General features: G+C 39.6%; 1 protein-coding gene. It reads right to left on the reverse strand.

The features are described from left to right. Window positions 1–164: 164 nt before the first annotated feature. Window positions 165–536: a YgiW/YdeI family stress tolerance OB fold protein gene (locus R7Q48_RS28580; RefSeq protein WP_071652868.1), complete on the reverse strand. Its 372-nt coding sequence runs from the start codon at window positions 534–536 to the stop codon at window positions 165–167. Window positions 537–623 lie beyond the last annotated feature (87 nt).

Raw genomic sequence — 623 nt, forward strand, 5'->3', positions numbered from 1 at the left:
ACCTAGCATGGCGTCTCCGGGCAAGATGATTAAAATGAACAAAAAAATGGTCTGCAAAAAGCAGACCAAGAATCGTAAAGCTATCATTTTAAGTGCTTGCCGTCATCTGTTAACAGACACAATTTTTTACATCATGCTGATATAAAGCGAAATTTGTGACTACCTTACATAATGACTAATTGCTCAACCTCGATTTCTGGCTTGTTGCCACCTTCGAACTCACCAAACAGGCGAACTTTGGTGGTTTGGTCAATCGGAGAGTTTAGGCGAATGTCATCGTCTAACTCGACCATAACTTCACCGGTTCCATCGCTAAAAATGAACGTATCAGCACGAACTTGGCGGAGTAAATTACCTTCTACTACTACGTCTTTCTCTGTGAACATATTGGAATCTTTCAATAGTGTATCTAACTTTTCGACGGTAACTGGGCCGCCAAATTGCACGTTAGATGGGGTTTGATTGTGCTCTTTTGCAAGTGCGATAGAAGGGGCAATAGTCAATGCTGCAATTGTTGCGATAATTGTTTTTTTCATGATGTTTGATTCCTATGTGTGTTTGTTTTCGATGGTGCTATTAAAACAAACCGAGTTTGAACCAATGATGATTTCAACATTCATATT

The organism is Vibrio sp. 378 (genome assembly GCF_033339435.1).